The organism is Streptomyces fragilis (assembly GCF_003112515.1).
GTDB lineage: Bacteria > Actinomycetota > Actinomycetes > Streptomycetales > Streptomycetaceae > Streptomyces > Streptomyces fragilis.
Window position 1 is genome coordinate 656043 of record NZ_BEVZ01000004.1, and the last position, 18722, is coordinate 674764.

An 18722-nucleotide genomic window follows, 5' to 3' on the forward strand; every position below is an offset into this window, starting at 1 on the left:
TCCCCGGAGGGCCCGTCCCCGGAGGGACGGCCCGTGACTACCTCAGGACGTCGAGGTCGTCGCCGGCGGCCGGGGCCTCCGCGTCGTCCGTCGGACGGCCGGGGCGCGGATCGGTGGTCGTCTCCTCCTCGGTCGGCCGGCCCGACTCGGAGGGGGCCTCCGTGGTGGGCGTGCCGGTCGGCGTCTCGGTGACCGTCTCGCTCGGGGTGGGGGACGGCGTCTCGGTCGGCGTCTCGCTCGGGGTGGGCGACGGCGTCTGGGTCGGCGTCGGGGCGATCGCCGCGCCCTGGTCGGTCCGCAGGTCGAACCGCGCGGAGCCGTCGGTCACGCCGAAGGTGTAGTCGGCCCAGATCTGCGCCGGGTAGCCGCCGCCGTTGATGCGGCCCTTGCCCGGGATGAGTCCGGTGGCTCCGCTCAGCGAGACGTGCCTGTGGCTCTTCGGGTGCTCGCCGAACATGCCGACCGCGGTGACCAGGTCGGGGGTGTAGCCGACGAACCAGGCGGACTTGTTGCCGTCGGAGGTTCCCGTCTTGCCCGCCACCTGCTGGCCGGCGCGGGCCGGGTTGTCCCGCACGGAGGTGCGGGCGGTGCCGTCGTCGACCACGCCGGTCAGCACCGAGGTGACCGTGTCGGCGGTGTTGCGGGTGAGGATCCGGTCCCCGACGGCGTCGGGCATGTCGACGGTGGTGCCGCCCTGCTCGGCCTTCTTGACGAGGGTCGGGGTGACCTGGAGGCCGTGGCGGGCGAGCGTCGCGTAGGCCCCGGCCATCTGCAGCGGGCTCGCGTCCATGGAGCCCAGCGTGTAGGCGGGCAGCGGGTCGAGCTTGTCGGTGTCCACGCCCATCCGGTCGGCGGTCTCCAGCACGTCGTCCATGCCGACGTCCACGCCCATCTGCGCGAACACGGAGTTGACCGACTTGTTCATCGCGGTCTGCACGGTGACGGGGCCGTAGTCGACCTCGTCCTCGTTCGGCGGGGCGAAGGGGATGTCGCTGCCGACGACGGGCCGCCTGCTCGTGCCGTCGTAGACCGTGTTCGCGGTGATCTGCTGCGCGTCCTGGGTGGTCGCGCCCCGCTCCAGCGCCGCCGCGAAGATCAGCGGCTTGAAGGTCGACGCGATCTGGAAGTCGGTGCGGGTGGCGTTGCTGAAGTAGTGCTCCAGGTAGTCCTGTCCGCCGTAGAGGGCCACGATCCGTCCGGTCCTGGGGTCCACGGAGACCGCGCCGGCCTGGACGACGGCGTCGACCTTCCGCTGCTCGGGGTCCAGCTTGCCGGTGAGCTGCCGCTTCACGGCCTTCTCCAGCGCCTGCTGCTTCTTCGGGTCGACGTTGAGCGTGACGTCCCAGCCCTGGCCCTCGACCTTGGCCTCGGCCTCCGCCGCGGTGATGCCCTGGGTCTCCATCAGCTGCTGCTGGAGCTCCTTGTTGGCCAGCTGCACCAGGTAGCCGGCCTGGCCCTGGAGTCCGGCCGCGGGGCGCGGCTCCTTGGGCACCGGGAACTTCATGCCCGCGCGGTCGGAGGCGCCGAGCCACTTCATCTCGACCATGTTGTCGAGCGCGTAGTTCCAGCGCTCCTCGGCCAGCCGCTTGCCGGTCCTGGAGGCGATCGCCCAGTCGTACTGGTTGGGCGCCTGCAGCAGCGCGGCCAGGTAGGCGCCCTGCTGGACGGTGAGGTCCTTGGCGTCGACGCGGTAGTAGGCCTGGGCGGCGGCCTGGATGCCGTAGGCGCCGCGGCCGTAGTAGCTGGTGTTCAGGTAACCGGCGAGGATCTGGTCCTTGGTCATCTGCCGGTCGACCTTCAGCGCGATGACCACCTCCCGCATCTTGCGGGTGACGGTCTGGTCCTGCGTGAGGTAGTAGTTCTTCACGTACTGCTGGGTGATCGTCGAGCCGCCCTGCTTGCCCTTGCCGCGCGCGGTGTTGAGCAGGCCGCGGAGGGTTCCCTTGATGTCGACGCCGGGGTCCTTGTAGAAGGTCTTGTTCTCGGCGGCGACGAAGGCGTGCTGGACGGGCTCCGGCACCACGTCGATGTCGACGACGTCCCGGTTCACCTCGCCGCGCTGGGCGAGGACCTTGCCGTTGCTGTAGCGGTAGATGTTGCTCTGGCTCTGCGCCAGGGCGTTGCCCTCGTCCGGGACGTCGACCAGCAGGTACAGGGCTATCAGGGAGCCGATGCCGAGCAGGCAGACGCCGAGGAACGTGCCGAGCAGCTTCCGCCAGGTGAAGAACCTGCGTATGCCCCGTGGTCGGCGCGCATGTCGTAGATCAGCTCGCCCCATGGTCCTCTTTCGCCCCGCTTCACGTCGTTCGTCGTCCTGGCCCCGGCGGTCTCCGGAGGCACGGCCAGTCCCGAAAGGTAACACCGCACCCTGTGACAAAGAGGTGTCGATCCGGTCTTTTGCGGACGTGAGAATCAGCACCCGAATCTTTCAGCTTCCACCGTTTCTGACGTGTCACGAGGCCGAACGGTTGCCCGGAGAGGACCCGGGGAGGGTTTCACGGCGCCGAAAAAGTGATATCACTTAGATAGACATCGGTCGTCGTCGTGCGACGGCGCAGACATGAAACGGGGGCTCCCATGTCCACTCCTGCCGGTCCCGGCACTCCTCCCGCCCGGCCGTCCCGCGAGACGGTCGACGTGCCCGAGATGCCCAGGCCCAGCGTCCGGGAGTTCCCGGCCCGCTCGCTCGGCGGCGGCCTCGCGCTGCTGCTGGGACTGCTCGGCGTGCTGGTCGCGGTCGGCCTGGGGTACCTGGGCGCCGACCGCGCCTCCGGCGGCGCCCAGGTCGCGCTGATCGTGGCCGCGCTGCTGCTCGCCCTGCTCTCGCTGGCCGCGATGGCCGGGCTGAACATGGTCGCCCCGGGCGAGGCGCGGGTCGTCCAGCTCTTCGGCCGCTACCGCGGCACGGTCCGCGAGGACGGCCTGCGGTGGGTGAACCCGCTCACCACCCGCTCCCGGATCTCCACCCGGGTGCGCAACCACGAGACCGCCGTCCTCAAGGTCAACGACGCCTACGGCAACCCGATCGAGCTCGCCGCCGTGGTGGTCTGGCGGGTCGAGGACACCGCGCAGGCCCGGTTCGAGGTCGACGACTTCCTGGAGTTCGTCTCCACGCAGACCGAGGCCGCCGTGCGGCACATCGCCATCGAGTACCCCTACGACGCGCACGGCGAGGACGAGCTCTCGCTGCGCGGCAACGCGGAGGAGATCACCGAGAAGCTGGCCGTGGAGCTGCACGCGCGGGTCGAGGCCGCGGGCGTCCAGATCATCGAGTCCCGCTTCACGCACCTCGCCTACGCGCCGGAGATCGCCTCCGCGATGCTCCAGCGGCAGCAGGCCGGCGCGGTGGTCGCGGCCCGGCGGCAGATCGTCGACGGCGCGGTCGGCATGGTCGAGTCGGCGCTCGCCCGGATCGCCGAGCAGGACATCGTGGAGCTCGACGAGGAGCGCAAGGCCGCGATGGTCTCCAACCTGATGGTCGTCCTGTGCGGCCACGGTTCCGTGCAGCCGGTGCTCAACACGGGAACGCTGTACCAGTGAGCGAAGGCGACGACGAGCGTCCGCCGGAGCCGCCCGGCGCCGCCCCCGAGGAGTCCGGCTCCGGGGACCGGCCGCCCGCGCGGCGCCGGCGGACCGCCGAGCGCAAGCAGGTGCTGCTGCGGCTGGACCCGCTGGTGCACGACGCGCTGGCGCGGTGGGCGGGCGAGGAGCTGCGGTCCGCCAACGCGCAGATCGAGTTCCTGCTGCGCCGCGCGCTGGCGGAGGCGGGCCGGCTGCCGAAGGGCACCGGACCGATGCCCCGGCGGGGGCGGCCGCGCGGGGAGTGACCGCGGCCGCCGCCGTCCGGGGCGGCGGCCGTGCGTCACGTGCCGACGGCCTCGTGCGCGCGGCGTTCGGAGGCCCGGCTAAAGGCCGTGCTCGCGCACGACGCGGCGGGTCTGGGCGAAGAGCATGCCGACGTTGACCGCCTTGCGGCAGACGACGACGGCGACCACGTCCTGCTGCTCGGTCATCCTCACGAACAGGTGGGTGAGGTTGTCGCTGTTGACCAGGATCTCCTGGAAGAAGTGGTTGTCGCTCCGGACCCCGCGGCGCTCCTTGAAGATGTCCTCGATCATCACCACGGTGCGGCCCTGGAAGAGGTCCAGGGTGGCGCCGGCCAGCAGGTCCAGGACCTCCGGCGGGTGGTTGTCGATGGTCTCGTAGGCCAGCAGCATGCCGGTCGCCATGTCGACGACGCCCGACGCGACGCAGTCGGGTGCCTCGTTGCGCAGGGTCTTGACCAGGCCCATCACCTGGTCCGAGAAGCCTGCCGTCGTTCTGGTGGTCATGCTGTTCCGTCACATCCTCGCGCTGGTGGAAGGGCTGGTGCGGGTGGTGCCGGTGAGGATCGACTCGATCCTGTCGACGGCGGGCAGCACCGCCGCGTTCAGGCGGTCGACGTCCACCCCCTCGTCGCCGAGCACGACCATCAGGGCGGTGTCCCCCACGGCGTAGAAGGCCGCGCAGCCGTGGCTGCCGTAGGTCACCGTGCGGCGCAGCACGCCGCGGTCGGTCGCGTCGGTGGTGCGGCGGGCCAGGCCGAGGCCCGCGGCCGCGAGGGCGGCGAGGCCCTCGGGCTCGATCGACGCGGCGGTGTCCGCCGCGATCAGCAGGCCGTCGGCGGCGGCCACCGCCGTGTCGGTGATGCCGGTCACCTGCCGGCGCAGGTCCTGCATCTCCCTGGCCAACGCCTCGTGGTCCATGCCCGCTCCCCTGTCCCCGTTGCCGGTGGTCGTCGTCTCGCGTCCGGTCATCGCGGGGGTTCGTCACCCCTGCGGAAGAACTCCTTCCAGCCCTTTCCGCGGGCGCCGCGGCCCAGGGCCTCGGTGATCCCGCTGGCCCCGGGCTCGCGCCGCGGCAGCCCCTGGGGCGTGTCCGCCGGGTCCGCCCGGGCGCGCACCCCCGACGGCTCGGTGACCGGCGCCTGCGTGGCCGCCCCCTCCCGCCCGGGTCCGGAGGCCGGGGCGGCGAACGGGGCCGCGGTCGCGCGCGGAACCGGGACGCGGGGCAGGACCTCCACGCCCGGGAGCGGCCCCACACGGACCGGGGCCGGGCCGCCGGGGCAGTCCAGGAGGTGTTCCTCGAGGAGGCGGGCCACCTCCACGGTGACGACGTAGACCCCGCGGCCCAGCCGGAAGGCCAGGTCCCGCGCGGTGCTGCGGCCGTCGGCGGCGGCCAGGACCTCACGACGCAGCGGCGTGAGGAGCCGTCCGCGCAGGGCCGCCCCGGCCCCGGCCGTCACCGCCGGGGTCTCGCGTTCGGGGCGGACCGGACGGGCCATGCCGTCCAGGGCGGTCAGCTTGCGCACCGCTTCCTGGAGCAGCCGCCCGGCCGTCTCCCCCACCCCCACCGGAGCCACCGGCTCCGCCGCGCCCTCCCCACGGGCGTGCCGCTCGCACTCCTCCACCCGCCCCGCCACCATCGCGAACGCCGCGTCCTGCAGCGCCAGCATGCAGACCACCCGCAGCTGGGCCGCCCCCACGCATCCGTCCGCGACGAGCTCGTCCTCGGGCCACCGCCGCCCGCCGGAGCCGCGCACCAGCTCCGTCCAGCGCTCCCCGGTGACCCGGCCGGACCTCAGCAGCAGCGCCTCCGGGCCGGGAGCGCCGGGGCTCTCCACCCCGACGACCAGGCCGCCGCGCAGGTGGAAGCTGCCGCCGGGCCTGCCCTGCACCCGCAGCTCCCCGGTGAACTCCTCGCGTCCGCACTCCGCGAGGGACCCGGAGAGCCGCTCGTAGCCGGCCCGGTCGAGCGATCCGCGCGCGCCGGCGCCCAGCACCCCGTCCAGAACGCCCGTCATCACACCCCCCGACCCGCAACGCCGTCGCACATCTGCCTGACACGTCGCCCTGAGGGGGCAATGTCTACAGTGGCCCGGCGCATACCGGCCGCACGCGACCGAAGCTGTCGCCAGGTGACGGGAGATGACCGTTCACGCCAGCCGAGCCCCGTCATGCTTCGCTCATCCGACCGGTCGGGGACCGGAATCGTCACACCGCCCCCACAGCGCACCGCCGCCCCGAAACCCGCGAGTTGGCCTATTTCCGGAAACGCACCCGTCTGTGCCACGATCACGTGGAACGTCCACCCCCGCGCAAGGGAGAGCCCGTGCTCACTGTCGGTGACAAGTTCCCGGAATTCGAACTCACCGCCTGCGTCTCGCTGGAGAAGGGCAGGGAGTTCCAGACGATCGACCACAAGACCTACGAGGGCCGGTGGAAGGTCGTCTTCTCCTACCCGAAGGACTTCACCTTCGTCTGCCCGACCGAGATCGCCGCCTTCGCCCGGCTGAACGAGGAGTTCGCCGACCGCGACGCCGTGGTGCTCGGCTTCTCCGGCGACTCGGAGTTCGTCCACCACGCCTGGCGCAAGGACCACCCGGACCTGCGTGAGCTGCCCTTCCCGCTGCTCGCCGACCCCCGGCACGAGCTGATGAGGGCGCTCGGCATCGAGGACGAGGACGGGTACGCGCAGCGGGCGGTCTTCGTCGTCGACCCCAACAGCGAGATCCAGTTCACCATGGTGACCGCCGGCTCCGTGGGCCGTAACCCGCAGGAGGTGCTCCGCGTGCTGGACGCCCTGCAGACCGACGAGCTCTGCCCCTGCAACTGGAACAAGGGCGACGCCACCCTGGACCCGGCCGCCCTGCTGGCGGGTGTGTGACCGATGGCGCTCGCGGAACTGAAGTCGGCCATACCGGACTACGCCAAGGACCTGCGGCTCAACCTGGGCACGGTGATCGGCAACTCGCTGCTGCCCACCCAGGCGTTGTGGGGGACGGTGCTGGCCTGCGCCATCGCCTCGCGCTCCCCGCTCGTGCTGCGGGAACTGGAGCCGGAGGCCCGGGAGAACCTGAAGCCGGAGGCCTACCGGGCGGCGAAGACGGCCGCGGCCATCATGGCCATGAACAACGTCTTCTACCGCACCCGGCACCTGCTCTCCGACCCGGAGTACGGCTCGCTGCGCGCCGGGCTGCGGATGAACGTCCTCGGTGACCCCGGCGTGGACCGGGCGGACTTCGAGCTGTGGGCGTTCGCGGTGTCCGCGGTGAACGCCTGCGGCGCGTGCCTGGACTCGCACGAGCACAAGCTCCGCGAGGCGGGGGTCTCCCGCGAGGTGGTGCAGGAGGCGACCAAGATCGCGGCGGTCCTCCAGGCCGTCGCCGTCACCCTCGACGCCGAGGCGGTCATGGCGTCATCCTGACGCGTCCCCGACGCGGGTGGGACCCATGCGGGAGGGGCGGGCGCCGCACGGCGCCCGCCCCTCACCCGTTCCCGTCCCGCCCGGTCCTTCCGCGGGTCCGCCGGCTCGGGCCCTTCCGCCGGTCCGGCGGGACGCCCGGTCAGGCCACCGTCGATCCGGCGGGCGGTCCGCTCGCCCGGTGGGCGTGCCGGTGCAGGTAGGAGACGACCGTGTTCAGCACGGCGACCAGCGGGACGGCCACCACCGCGCCGCCGATGCCGGCGATCATGCCGCCGGCGGACACGGAGAGCACCACGGCCAGCGGATGCACCCGCACCGCGCGGCCGAGGATGAACGGCTGCAGGATGTGGCCCTCGATCTGCTGCACCGCCAGCACCACCAGCAGCGTCATCACCGCGACGAACACGCCCTGGGTCACCAGCGCCACCAGCACCGCCAGGGCGCCGGAGACGAAGGCGCCGACCAGCGGGATGAAGGCGAACAGGAAGATGACGACGGCCAGCGGCACCGCCATCGGCACGTCCAGGAAGTAGATGCCGAGGCCGATGAAGACGGCGTCGATCAGCGCCACCACCACCGTGCCCCGCACGTAGGCGGTGAGCGTGCGCCAGGCCATCGGGCCGGCGCCCGCGACGCCCGAGCGGGCCGCCGCCGGGACCAGTTTCAGCGTCCAGCCCCAGATCTTCTTGCCGTCGTGGAGCAGGAACAGCGTGCAGAAGATCATCAGGAGCAGCATGGTGAGCGCCTCGACGACCACCGTGACGCCCTCGAGCCCGGCCGAGGTGAGGGATTCCGTGTTGGAGCCGACCGCCTCGCGCAGGTTCTCGGCGATGCCGTTGATCTGGCTCTCCGTCACGTGGAACGGGGAGTTCAGCAGCCATCGCCGCAGGTCGTCGATGCCGCCCTGGACCTGCTCGGAGAGGTTGTCGGCGTTCTCCATGATCTGCCAGGTCACGAACCAGCCCATCAGGCCCAGTACCGCGAAGCCGAGCACGGCGGTGAGCGCGGTGGCGGCGCCGCGCGGCAGCCCGTGGCGTATCAGGCGGGCGGCGAGCGGCTGCAGCAGCGCGGTGACCAGCAGGGCGCCGGCGAAGGACAGCACGATCAGCCGGACGGAGCTGATCACCCGCATCAGCACCCAGACGGTGCCGGCCAGGACGAGCAGCCGCCAGCCGGCCTCGGCGGCGACGCGCAGCCCCCACGGCACCACCTGTGCCGGGTCGGGCCGCACCACGACCTGCTGCACGACGATCGGCTCGTGCTCGGACTCGTTGCCCTCGTCGCGGCGGGCCTCGGCCCGCCGCTCCTCCCACCGCTTGCCCGCGGCGTTGAGTCCGGCGCCGAGCCGGCCCGCCCAGTCAGGTAGTCGCGCCATGGTCGTCCTCTGCCCCCGTCTCTCCCCGTCAGTCCGTGCGTGTCAGCTTGGTATCGACGACCGTACATGGCGGCAGCCCCCCACCGTCGGACGGTGGGGGGCTGCCGCGGGAACGCGCGGTGACCCGGGAGCGAAGCTCCCGGGTCACCGCGGTGCGGTTCCGCTCAGTACCAGTGGTTGGCCTGCCAGAAGTCCCAGGCGCCGCAGGGGCTGCCGTAGCGGGACTCCATGTAGTTGAGGCCCCACTTGATCTGGGTGGCCGGGTTGGTCTGCCAGTCGGCGCCGGCCGTGGCCAGCTTCGAGGCCGGAAGCGCCTGGAAGAGACCGTAGGCGCCGGAGGACGGGTTGACCGCCTTGTAGTTCCAGCCGGACTCGTGCGAGACGATGTTGCTGAAGCACTGCCACTGGTCGGCGGCGACCATCTGGCGCGCCATCGCCTGGACCTGGGCCGTCGTGTAGGAGGACTGCACCGCGAAGTCGGCCGCGTCGGCCTTCTCGCGGGCGGCGCGGTCGGCCTTCTTCTGCTCGGCCTCGCGCTCGGCGGCCTGCTTCTTGGCGATGGCCTGCTTGGCCGCCGCCTTGCGGGCCTCCGCCTCGGCGCCCTTGCGGGCCTCGTAGTCGGCGGCGATCGCCTGTGCGTCGGCCTGTGCCTCCAGGTGCGCGACCTGGACGTCGGCCTGCTGGCCGGCCGGGATGTCCGCGAGGAGCAGCGTGGCGCCCTCGGCGGTTGCCTGGGCGTCGTTCGGCTGGGCGGTGCTGCCCGTCGCGACGCCGACCACGCTTCCGACTGCGGTGACCGCCGTGGCCGAAGCCACCGCGAATCCCCGGACCGAGATCCGGCTCACACGATTTCCTTCCAGCATCGCCCGCATCGGTGACCCTGGCGGACGCGTTCGTGCCCCTGGCGCTGGCCTCCCAACAGCGGGTCACGGAGGCGCGGGCCCGGTGGGCGACTCCCCAGCGGGAGCGCCGTGTACAGCTCGGGCGGCATGCGGCTGCGCTATGCAGTTGGCCTTGATGCTCATGGGGGGCGGTACCGCTGGGGGTGCCGATGAGCCGCATGCGGGGCCTGACAGAAGTGAGACTCTGCCGTAACGGACACCGCAAGGCAATTCCCGGTGCCGTGTGAAAGCTCACATGGCCCACGCACAGGGGAATTTCACCGATCCGGAGGACGTGCGAACGCCGCCCGGCTAGGCTCTCATGCCTTTGCCGGACGGCGCTCGACTTCCCTGCGGTGCTGCCCAGTTGAGGGCCGCCGGAGGACTAAGGGAGGAAAAGCCGCACTCCTCTCCGGTCATCCGATAGCTATCTTTTCCGGACTGTCACATCGCGCTCTCCTCGAGCATCTCCGTGACCAGCGCGGCGATCTGGGACCTTTCGGACCGGTTGAGGGTGACGTGGGCGAAGAGCGGATGCCCCTTCAGACGCTCGACCACGGCGACGACTCCGTCGTAGCGGCCCACCCGGAGGTTGTCGCGCTGGGCGACGTCGTGGGTGAGCACCACCCGCGAGTTGGCGCCGATCCGGGAGAGCACGGTCAGGAGCACGTTCCGCTCCAGCGACTGCGCCTCGTCGACGATCACGAACGCGTCGTGCAGGGAGCGGCCGCGGATGTGGGTCAGCGGCAGGACCTCCAACATCCCGCGCGAGGTGACCTCCTCGATCACCTCGCGGCCGGTGACCGCGGAGAGCGTGTCGAAGACCGCCTGCGCCCAGGGGTTCATCTTCTCGCTCTCGGATCCCGGCAGGTAGCCGAGGTCCTGGCCGCCCACCGCGTACAGCGGCCGGAAGACCATGATCTTCTTGTGCTGACGCCGCTCCAGCACCGCCTCCAGGCCGGCGCACAGGGCCAGCGCGGACTTGCCGGTGCCGGCTCTGCCGCCCATCGAGACGATCCCGATGTCCGGGTCCAGCAGCAGGTCGAGGGCGATCCGCTGCTCGGCGCTGCGGCCCTTCACCCCGAACGCCTCGCGGTCCCCGCGCACCAGGCGCACGTCGCCCTCTGCGGTGACCCGGCCGAGCGCCTTGCCCCGCTCCGAGGTGATCCGCAGCCCGGTGTGGACCGGGAGGTCGACCGCCTCGGGGACGTGCACCACTCCCTCCTCGAAGAGCAGGTCCACCTGCTCGGCCGAAAGGGTGAGTTCGGACATTCCGGTCCACCCGGAGGAGTCCGTGATGGCAAGCTCGGCGCGGTACTCCTCGGCGAGGAGCCCGACCGACGACGCCTTGATCCTGAGCGGGAGGTCCTTGGAGACGACCGTGACGTCGAAGCCCTCGGCCTGGAGGTTCCGGGCGACCGCGAGGATCCGGGAGTCGTTGTCGCCCAGCCGGTAGCCGGAGGGCAGCACGCTGGGATCCGAGTGGTTGAGCTCGACCCTGAGGGTGCCTCCCAGGTCTCCGATCGGGATGGGCGCGTCCAGCCGCCCGTGCTGCACCCGCTGGTCGTCGAGCAGGCGGAGCGCCTGCCGGGCGAAATACCCCAGCTCGGGATGGTGCCTCTTGGCCTCCAGTTCCGTCACCACCACGACGGGGAGCACGACTTCGTGCTCGTCGAAACGGTGGACGGCGTTGGGATCGGCCAGCAGGACGCTGGTGTCGAGAACGTAGGTGCGCCGGTCGGGCTTGTGGCGCTGTGCGCTGGTCACCACGGAAGGACGTACCCCCTCGGGGAAGGTCGGGGAGCGACGACAGGGTTTGAGGACAACGCGTCCGGACCGGTCTCGGGCGCAGATGCGCGGGCCGAGAACCGGCCCCCCGCTTCGTCCGTGACTGCCTCGGCGGCACGGTCGGGCTGGTGCAAAGGGCCTCCCGGACGGACGGTCCCTGCGCCGCCCGCTGAGGTGTGACACCCGTGGTTCGGGCGTCGACCTGCAGGGGTTATGCCCGCCCAGGACCCTCGCCATGCCGTCGCCACGCCCCGTCGTACGACAACTCCCCCACGCCACCCGCGAGTGTGTGAACTCGTCGGCGGCGAGGGGGAGTTGGAAAAGCAACGTCGTTCCGGCCCGGTGGACGGGCCCGCGGAACGTCGAGTTTCAGCCGCCGAAACGGCGGTGCCGGGCCGCGTAGTCGCGCAGCGCGCGCAGGAAGTCGACCTTGCGGAAGGCAGGCCAGAAGACCTCGCAGAAGTAGTACTCGGAGTGCGCGGTCTGCCAGAGCATGAAGCCGGACAGGCGCTGCTCACCGCTGGTGCGGATCACCAGGTCCGGGTCGGGCTGGTCGCCGGTGTAGAGGTGACGCCCGATGAGGTCGACGTCGATGGTCTCGGCGACCTCGTCCAGGGTCCGTCCCTTCTCGGACGCCTCCTGGAGCACGGAGCGCACCGCGTCGACGATCTCCTGCCGCCCGCCGTAGCCGATGGCGACGTTGACGAGTATCCCCGTGTTGCCGGCGGTGGCCTCCTCGGCCTCCTTGAGCGTGCGCAGCATCCCGTCGGGGAGGCGGTCCGTGGTGCCCACGTGGTGCAGACGCCAGCGGCCGTCGGCGGCGAGGGAGTTCACCACGCCCTCGATGATGCCGAGCAGCGGGACGAGTTCCTCCTGCGGGCGGTCGAGGTTGTCCGTGGAGAGCAGCCAGAGGGTGACGACCTCGACGTCGGTCTCGGCGCACCAGCCGAGGAACTCCTCGATCTTCTCCGCACCGGCCTGGTGACCCTCGGCGGTGGTGCCGCCGGCCGCCTTCGCCCAGCGCCGGTTGCCGTCCACGATCACGCCGATGTGTTTGGGCACCTGGGCATGGTCGAGGTGGCCCTCTACGCGGCGTGCGTAGACCCTGACGAGCAGGCGGCGAAGGTTGTCGCGCAGCTTCACGTGATTGTCAGCCCCTCCGTGCGGATCCCCCGGGAAGCGTACCCCCGCCCCCTGCGGCGCCCGGCCCGCCCCCTGCGGGGCCGAGGGGCGCGGACACCGGGGCCGTGTCGCGGCAAAGAAAACGGGCCGGTCCGTGGGGGGGAGACGGACCGGCCCGAGGGGGGGAGTTCCACCATAACCCTTCGTAAGGGATGGCGCGTACATTGGCGGCAAACAACTACTCTCCGAAGCCGCTCGGCGACGCCACGCGCACCGCATTTCCGGCATTTCGACCACGCAGCCTACCGGCTCGTGATCGATTCGCATCCCATGGGGCCGATGTCACATTTCATTCCAAGGCGTCACCGCCCCCTCACCCCCGTTTCACAGCCCCGTCCCGTCACAGCCCTCCCACCTCTCCCGTCCCCCGTCCGGGCGACCTCCGACACACTGCGGCTGACGCGACGGCCCGCGCCGCTCAGAGGCGGATGCGGGCGAGGAGGGGGAGGTGGTCGCTGGGCGTCGGGGGGAGGGAGGAGACGTGGAGGCCGCGGGGGCCGCGGGCGAGGGCCTGGTCGATGCGGGCCAGGGGGAAGGCGGCGGGCCAGGTGAAGGAGAAGCCACCGTGCACGGGGGTGGCGAGGCGGGAGGTCAAGGGGGCGAGGCCGCCGTCGTCGAGGGTGGAGTTGAGGTCGCCGAGGAGGAGGACGCGGGGCAGGGGCTCGGCGTCGATCGCGGCGGCGAGGAGGCGGGCGCTCTCGTCGCGGCGGCCGGAGGTGAACCCGGCGACGGGCGACACGCGGACCGAGGGGAGGTGGGCGACGTGGACGGCGATCTCACCGTGGCGGGGCAGCCGGACGGTGGCGCGCAGGGCCCGCCGCCAGGAGGGGTCCACCCCGGCGGGGCGGATGTCGAGCGGGCGGACGTCGCCGAGCGGGTGGCGGGAGAAGAGGGCGACCGTGCCGGACGAGGCGTGGTGGGGGTAGCGCGCGCGGAGGACGGCGCGGATCACGGGGAGACTGTCGGGCGTGACCTCCTCGAGGGCGATCAGGTCGGGGCGGGGAGCGGCCACGGCACGGGCGGTGGCCGCGGGGTCGGGGTTCACGTCGTTCACGTTGTGCTGGACGACGGTGAGGTCCGGGCGCGGCTCCGGCCGCGGCAGCAGATGGGGGCCGAAGAGCCACACCCAGGTGAGGGCGGGGAGCAGCGCGGCGCACAGCGCGACGGGAGTCCGGCGGCGCAGCAGGGTGAACAGCAGGAGCGGCGGCACGGCGAGGCCCAGCCAGGGCAGGAACGTCTCCAGGAGGCTGCCGAGCCGCGGACCGCCGTCGGGCACCGCCGAGTGCCCTGCCAGCAGGGCGGCCACCGGCAGGGCGAACACGGCGGGGGCGTGCCGCCGCGCCGGGACGGCGAGCTTCCGGGTCCGGGGCCGGCGTGGGGTCGGGTTCGGGTTCGGTGTCGGCGTCGAGGCCATGTGGGGGCAGGACGCGGATCGGGGCGGCGCGGTTCCGGGGGCGACCCGGGCGGCGGGCGGGTCGGGCGTGGGACGGCCGTGGGACGGGCGTGGGACGGGGGATGGCCGGTCCGGGCGGTGCGGGTCCACGGCGCGACCCGGCGGCTCCCGGTTCGGGTCCCCGGGCGACCCGGGTGACCCGGGCGGCAACCGGTGCGGGCGGACCACGGCGTCGGCGGCCGGTCACGGGTGGCCCGGGCGGACCACGGCGGCGGCCGGTCACGGGCGGTGCGGGCTCGGGGGTGGGGGTCAGGTCTTGTGGTGCCCTTCCTCGGCCGCCAGCAGTTCGCCGGTCGCGGCGGCGGCGTCGGCGGCCGGCTCGCCGGAGGGCCACCACACCCCGTCACGTCGCCGGTACCCGTACCACCGGCCGTCCCGCCCCAGTCGCAGCTGCAGCCCTCTCCCTCCGAAGGTGAAGCGGTTCTCCTCCACGGTGAGCCGCGGCTCCTCGTCCGGCGACCAGGCCTCGGCCAGCGCGGTCCGTGCCCGCGCCGTCGCGGCGGGGTCCGGCGTCCAGGGGTGTTCCAGCACGTCCAGTCCCGCCGCACCGGCCGTGCGCCACGCCTCGGTCAGCTGGTCGACGTCGTGCCCGGTGCCGCGTTCGGCGGCCCGCTCCGCCACCGCCTGCCGCAGCCGCTCCCGTGCCCGCGGGTCCGGGTGGGTGGCGGCCAGGCGCACGGTGTCCTGCCAGGGGTCCGGCGGAGGCGGCGGGTCCTCGGCGCCCGTGCCGTGCAGATGGGCCAGCAGCTCGCGTGCCCGTACCGCCGCGTCGGCCACCAACCGGTCCAGCGGGTCCGCCTCGATCCCGGTGGCCGGTGGTTCCTCCTCCGCTCCGGTCCGCCGCTTCGGCACCGGGGGCAGCGGCGGCAGCGGCGCCGGGGGTCTGGCGTACGCCTCGCGGTTGCTCCGCGGTGCCTTGCCGTCGGGCTCCGGGGGGTCGGCGGGGACGGGTTCGACGTCCTCCTCCGCCTCGTCGTCCCCCTCCCGCGGGGCCGCCCCGTCCTCGTCCTCCTCCGCGGAGACCTCGTCGGCCTCGGCGTCCGGGGCCGCCCCGTCGTCCTGCCCCGTCACCTCCGTCATGGCCCGCAGCAGCAGCTCCGACTTCAGGTCGTCCAGCACCGCCTCAGGGGTCCGTCCGCGCAGCAGCGCCAGCAGCCAGGGGTCGTCGTCCAGCAGCCACGCCGTCTGGACGGCCAGCGCCAGCGCGTGGGCGCAGGGGTGCTCGGGGGCGTCGCAGCCGCACGCGGCGTCCAGGTCACCGTGGCCGGGGAGCAGCGGCAGCCCGGCTTCCGCGGCGAGTCCGGCGGGGAGCACCTCCCCCTCCAGCAGCGCCGCCGCCGTCTCCGGCCGGTCGGCGAGGTGCTCGGAGATCCGGTCCCACGCGGCGTCGTCGAGCACCGGCACGGTGAGCTCCGTGGCGTGCGCCGCGTCCCCCGTGTAGCTCTCGGCGCGGACCCGGCCCGGGGCGACGGTGACGGGTCCGAGGCGGCCGGAGCGGGCGAAGGCACGGCCCCGCCGCAGCGGTTCGTCCTCCGGCCAGACGTCCTCCACGGCCGCCGTCCACGCCCGCGCCCAGGCGGTGCGGCCGCGGGTGGCCCCTCCGCGGCGGACGGGGAACGCGGGCAGCGTCCGCTCCCCCGCGGATCCGGACGACGGTGCTGCGGCGTCGTTCATTCGGTGCTCCTCAGCGCGACCAGGTCGGCCAGTTCGTCGTCGGACAGCCGGGCGAGCACCTGCTCGCCGGAGCCGAGGACGGCGTCGGCGAGTTCCTTCTTGGCCTCCAGCAGCGCGGCGATGCGGTCCTCGACCGTGCCCTCGACGATCATCCGGTGCACCTGCACGGGCCGGGTCTGCCCGATGCGGTGCGCGCGGTCGGTGGCCTGCGCCTCGACCGCCGGGTTCCACCAGCGGTCGTAGTGGACGACGTGGTCGGCGCGGGTCAGGTTGAGGCCGGTGCCGGCCGCCTTGAGCGAGAGCAGGAAGACCGGTGCCTCGCCGTCCTGGAACCGCCGCACCAGCCGCTCCCGTTCGGCGACCGGGGTGCCGCCGTGGAGCAGCAGCGCGGGGATGCCGCGGGCAGCGAGGTGACGTTCCAGGAGGCGGGCCATGGTGACGTACTGGGTGAAGACCAGGGCGGCGCCGTCCTCGGCGAGGATGGTGCCGAGCAGCTCGTCCAGCAGCTCCAGCTTGCCGGAGCGGCCCGTCAGCCGCGCCTCGGCCGGGTCCTCCCTGAGGAACTGGGCCGGGTGGTTGCAGATCTGCTTGAGCGAGGTGAGCAGCCGCAGCACCATCCCGGCCCGGGCGAAGGCGCCGTCCCCGCCCTTCTGTTCGCCCGCGGCGCGGATCCGCGCCATGGCCCGCTCGACCTGGGCCCGGTACAGCGTGGCCTGTTCCGCGGTGAGCGGGACCGGGCGGTCGGTCTCGGTCTTGGGCGGCAGCTCGGGCGCGATGCCGGGGTCGCTCTTGCGCCGCCGCAAGAGGAACGGGCTGACCAGGGCTGCCAGTTGCTCGGCGGCGGGCAGTTCGCCGGGGCCGGTGGCGGGGCGCGCGGCCGCGGTCCCGTCACGGTCGGAGCGGTCGGAGCGGTCGAGGCGTCCGCCGCGTTCGGCGTCGATGCGGGCGATCCAGCGGCGGCGGAACCGGGCGTGGCCGCCGAGGAGCCCGGGGGTGGTCCAGTCGAGGATGGCCCAGAGCTCGGAGAGGTTGTTCTCCACGGGCGTGCCGGTGAGGGCGATCCGGACGGCGTCGCCGCCGATGCGGCGCAGCGCCTTGGCGGTGGAGGAGTACGCGTTCTTCACGTGCTGGGCCTCGTCGGCGACGACCAGGTCCCAGCGCACCGCGGCGAGTTGGGCGGCGTCGAGGCGCATGGTGCCGTAGGTGGTGAGGACGAAGCCGTCCTCGACGCCCTCCAGGGTGCGGCCGGGGCCGTGGTGCCGGCGGACCGGGACGCCCGGGGCGAAACGCTTCACCTCGCGTTCCCAGTTGCCGAGCAGCGAGGCGGGACAGACCACCAGGGTGGGTCCGCCGGCCTCCTTGTCACACCCGCGTCTGAGCAGGTGGAGGGCGATCAGCTGGACGGTCTTGCCCAGACCCATGTCGTCCGCGAGGCAGCCGCCGAATCCGAGGGAGGTGAGCCGGTGCAGCCAGGTCAGGCCGCGGAGCTGGTAGTCGCGCAGGGTGGCGGTGAGCGCGGCCGGGGGCTCGACCAGACCGGAGTCGTCGCCCCGGCCGGGCGCGGTGAGACTGCGGGCGATCTCGACGAGCTGTTCGTCGGGCAGCACGGAGACCTCGGCGCCCCGGACCTCCGTCCCGCCGGTCAGCGCGGCGGCCAGCGCCTCGACCGCCGTGAGGGGTCTGAGCCCGCCCTTCTCGCGGACGGTGCGGGCGGGGGCGTCCCCGATCAGCAGCCACCGGCCGCGCAGCCGGACGGCGGAGCCGCCCGCCTCCACCACGGCGGTGACCTCGGCGGTCTCCTCCTCGGTGAGCGGGTCGTCGTCCAGGCAGAGCTGCCAGGTCAGCTGCACGGGACCGGCGTGATCGCCGCGTGCGCCGCCGAACAGCGCTCCGAGGTCCGCGCCGTCGGCCTGGCCGGAGCCCACCACGGCGCGGGCGGTGAGGACGCCGGTCTCCGAGCCGGGCGGGCGGACCACCTCGACGCCGTGCGCGGCCAGCCGGTCGCCGGCGGCGCCGAGGAGTTCGCGCAGCTCGCGGGCGCTGAGGTCCAGGGCGCCGGGCACCGGCAGCAGGCGTTCCAGGGGCGGCCACACGTCGGCGGCGCGGCGCAGGGCGCGCACCATGTCCACCTGGGCGGCGGGGCCCAGCGCGTGGTCGGCGCCGGCGAACAGGGCGTCCGCGTCCATGGCGACGGTGGGATCGGCGAGGCTGTGGGCCCGCGGGACCAGGCGGGTGGTGGGGGCGCCTCCGGGACCTCCAGGGTCTCCAGGACCTCCGGGGCCTCCGGGGCCTCCGGGGCCTCCGGGGCCTCCGGGGTCGACGATCTCGATCTGCAGGGAGACGCGTACGCCGGAGTCGACACCGGCGGAGATCTCGTCGGCCCAGGCCCGCAACTGCGGCACGTACTGCGGCTCGGTCGCGGCGAAGGCGGCGCGGCCGGTGGCGACGGGGGCGGCAGGGGTGCGGGGCAGGGTGTCGGCGACGGCGTCCAGGAAGCCGCGGACCAGCGCGGTGACGTCGGAGTCGGGCGCGGCGACGGCCTCCGCCGGGGCGGCGGCCACCAGTTCGCGCAGGCGCTCCACGTCCTCGGTGTCGAACGGCCCGGCCCGCCAGGTGTCGTAGCCGCCCGGTGAGACCCCGGGCAGCGCGCGCTCCCGGGCGAGCAGCCGCAGGGCCAGCGCGAGGACGCCGCCCCAGAAGGCGGTGGCGGGGTGCGGAGCGGCATCCCCGTCGTCCCGGGCGGCGGCGGGGTCCGGGGCGGACGCCGACCGGGGTGCCGTGCCGGGTGCGGTGCCGGGTGCGGCGTCGGGTGCGGTGTCGGACGCCCGGCGGCGGGCCAGGGCGAGCACGGGGAGCGCGTCGGCCACGGTGAGCCGCAGCACCGGGACGGTGCGCAGCACGAGGCGGCCGCCGTCGTCCCGCACCACCAGCCGGGCCCACCCGCGCTCCCCCGCCGGGTTCCGCGGCGGCCGCGACCCGGCGGGAAGCCGGAAGGCGACCCGCCCGGTGCGCGCGGGATCGCCCGGTTCGAAGACCGCTGCACACCGCGTCAGCTCCGCCGCCTGGCTCCCCGTCAACCACACCATGCGCACAGTCTCCCTCAGGGTGAACGGCGCGCCCGGCG

At 73.4% G+C, this 18722-nt stretch carries 15 protein-coding genes; 4 read left to right on the forward strand and 11 right to left on the reverse strand.

Features of this window, described 5'->3' with window-relative positions:
- Window positions 1-37 precede the first annotated feature (37 nt).
- A complete protein-coding gene (locus tag Sfr03f_RS16180; RefSeq protein WP_108954591.1) occupies window positions 38-2278 on the reverse strand; it encodes a transglycosylase domain-containing protein in 2241 nt (746 codons plus the stop codon).
- 299 nt (window positions 2279-2577) lie between these two features.
- On the opposite strand from Sfr03f_RS16180, the gene Sfr03f_RS16185 reads away from it, so the two are divergent.
- Both Sfr03f_RS16185 and Sfr03f_RS16190 read left to right on the forward strand, forming a co-directional pair.
- Window positions 2578-3540 (forward strand): SPFH domain-containing protein, encoded by a 963-nt coding sequence (locus tag Sfr03f_RS16185; RefSeq protein ID WP_108954592.1) that lies wholly within the window; start codon window positions 2578-2580, stop codon window positions 3538-3540.
- Window positions 3537-3827 carry a type II toxin-antitoxin system antitoxin gene (locus Sfr03f_RS16190; protein ID WP_108954593.1) on the forward strand — a complete coding sequence of 97 codons (291 nt, stop codon included), beginning with the start codon at window positions 3537-3539 and terminating at the stop codon, window positions 3825-3827. The genes Sfr03f_RS16185 and Sfr03f_RS16190 overlap by 4 nt, the downstream gene beginning before the upstream one ends.
- 78 nt (window positions 3828-3905) lie before the next feature.
- Here Sfr03f_RS16190 and Sfr03f_RS16195 read toward each other — a convergent pair whose 3' ends face one another.
- Genes Sfr03f_RS16195 through Sfr03f_RS16205 form a run of 3 tightly spaced genes read right to left on the reverse strand, consistent with a single transcriptional unit; the run spans window position 3906 to window position 5842 of the window.
- The gene (locus tag Sfr03f_RS16195) at window positions 3906-4331 is read right to left on the reverse strand and encodes a hypothetical protein (protein ID WP_108954594.1); all 426 of its coding nucleotides are present in this window, start codon (window positions 4329-4331) and stop codon (window positions 3906-3908) included.
- 9 nt (window positions 4332-4340) lie between these two features.
- Window positions 4341-4745 (reverse strand): roadblock/LC7 domain-containing protein, encoded by a 405-nt coding sequence (locus Sfr03f_RS16200; protein WP_174721610.1) that lies wholly within the window; start codon window positions 4743-4745, stop codon window positions 4341-4343.
- Window positions 4746-4792: 47 nt separating this feature from the next.
- Window positions 4793-5842, reverse strand: a complete 1050-nt coding sequence (locus Sfr03f_RS16205) for a MarR family transcriptional regulator (protein WP_108954595.1) — start codon at window positions 5840-5842, stop codon at window positions 4793-4795.
- 308 nt (window positions 5843-6150) lie between these two features.
- On the opposite strand from Sfr03f_RS16205, the gene Sfr03f_RS16210 reads away from it, so the two are divergent.
- On the forward strand, window positions 6151-6705 hold the full coding sequence (locus tag Sfr03f_RS16210; protein ID WP_108954596.1) for a peroxiredoxin: 555 nt from the start codon (window positions 6151-6153) through the stop codon (window positions 6703-6705).
- A gap of 3 nt (window positions 6706-6708) precedes the next feature.
- A complete protein-coding gene (gene ahpD, locus Sfr03f_RS16215) occupies window positions 6709-7245 on the forward strand; it encodes an alkylhydroperoxidase, AhpD family (RefSeq protein WP_108954597.1) in 537 nt (178 codons plus the stop codon).
- A gap of 139 nt (window positions 7246-7384) precedes the next feature.
- Here the strand turns inward: ahpD and Sfr03f_RS16220 are convergent, their stop codons facing one another.
- From Sfr03f_RS16220 to Sfr03f_RS16250, 7 genes are all read right to left on the reverse strand, one after another.
- The gene (locus tag Sfr03f_RS16220; protein WP_108954598.1) at window positions 7385-8620 is read right to left on the reverse strand and encodes an AI-2E family transporter; all 1236 of its coding nucleotides are present in this window, start codon (window positions 8618-8620) and stop codon (window positions 7385-7387) included.
- A 164-nt stretch (window positions 8621-8784) separates the two neighbouring features.
- Window positions 8785-9483: an aggregation-promoting factor C-terminal-like domain-containing protein gene (locus Sfr03f_RS16225; RefSeq protein ID WP_471997479.1), complete on the reverse strand. Its 699-nt coding sequence runs from the start codon at window positions 9481-9483 to the stop codon at window positions 8785-8787.
- Window positions 9484-9945: 462 nt separating this feature from the next.
- Window positions 9946-11271, reverse strand: coding sequence for an RNA 5'-3' helicase PhoH2 (phoH2, locus tag Sfr03f_RS16230; RefSeq protein WP_108954600.1), 1326 nt, complete (start codon window positions 11269-11271; stop codon window positions 9946-9948).
- Window positions 11272-11658: 387 nt separating this feature from the next.
- Window positions 11659-12432 carry an isoprenyl transferase gene (locus Sfr03f_RS16235; RefSeq protein ID WP_108954601.1) on the reverse strand — a complete coding sequence of 258 codons (774 nt, stop codon included), beginning with the start codon at window positions 12430-12432 and terminating at the stop codon, window positions 11659-11661.
- A gap of 457 nt (window positions 12433-12889) precedes the next feature.
- Entirely contained in the window at window positions 12890-13792 is a 903-nt protein-coding gene (locus Sfr03f_RS16240; RefSeq protein ID WP_245967581.1) for an endonuclease/exonuclease/phosphatase family protein, read from the reverse strand.
- A gap of 381 nt (window positions 13793-14173) precedes the next feature.
- Window positions 14174-15598, reverse strand: a complete 1425-nt coding sequence (locus tag Sfr03f_RS16245) for a hypothetical protein (protein WP_108954603.1) — start codon at window positions 15596-15598, stop codon at window positions 14174-14176.
- Complete coding sequence (locus tag Sfr03f_RS16250) at window positions 15595-18684, reverse strand: SCO1167/SCO6262 family helicase (protein WP_108954604.1); 3090 nt, start codon at window positions 18682-18684, stop codon at window positions 15595-15597. Before Sfr03f_RS16250 ends, Sfr03f_RS16245 begins: the two co-directional genes overlap by 4 nt.
- Window positions 18685-18722: the final 38 nt, after the last annotated feature.